The sequence below is a fragment of the Phocaeicola sp. HCN-40430 genome (assembly GCF_037890285.1).
In the GTDB taxonomy this organism is placed as follows: Bacteria; Bacteroidota; Bacteroidia; order Bacteroidales; family Bacteroidaceae; genus Phocaeicola; species Phocaeicola acetigenes.
Genome location: NZ_JBBKBS010000082.1, coordinates 1 through 427 on the forward strand (window position 1 = coordinate 1; position 427 = coordinate 427).

Genomic DNA, 427 nt, shown 5'->3' on the forward strand with positions numbered 1-427 from the left:
TTCATAAAACATTCGTTTATCAAAGAAACCATGTTCACCCAGGAAATACCCTTGGTCGGATACATACACCACAATAGTATTATCCGCAATACCCATTTCATCAAGTGCTTTCAACAGTTTACCGATATTATCGTCTACAGTAGCTCCACAGCGCAAATAGTCACGCATAAACTTCTGATAAGCAGCACGTCGGGCAGTTGTTTTCTGCAATCCATCAATAGAGAACGGCATTTCCGGATAGCGACACCACCATTTGTCCGGATCCTGCGAAGCAATTTTCCAACGTCGTGCCAATTCTTCTAACGGTTGTCCGATAAACGAACGTCCATTGGTTTCAGGTCCCCAATCAAGCAAATTTTCAGGTTCAGGAAATGTCACTCCATCATACAAATGCTCCATGCGTATCGGAAAATCAAACGGCTCGTGA

The 427-nt window shown here is 43.3% G+C and carries 1 protein-coding gene; it reads right to left on the minus strand.

All coding sequences use genetic code 11. The features are described 5' to 3' along the window. On the minus strand, window positions 1-427 hold a 427-nt coding region (locus tag WKU26_RS12690), incomplete at both ends, for a sulfatase-like hydrolase/transferase (protein ID WP_340322320.1).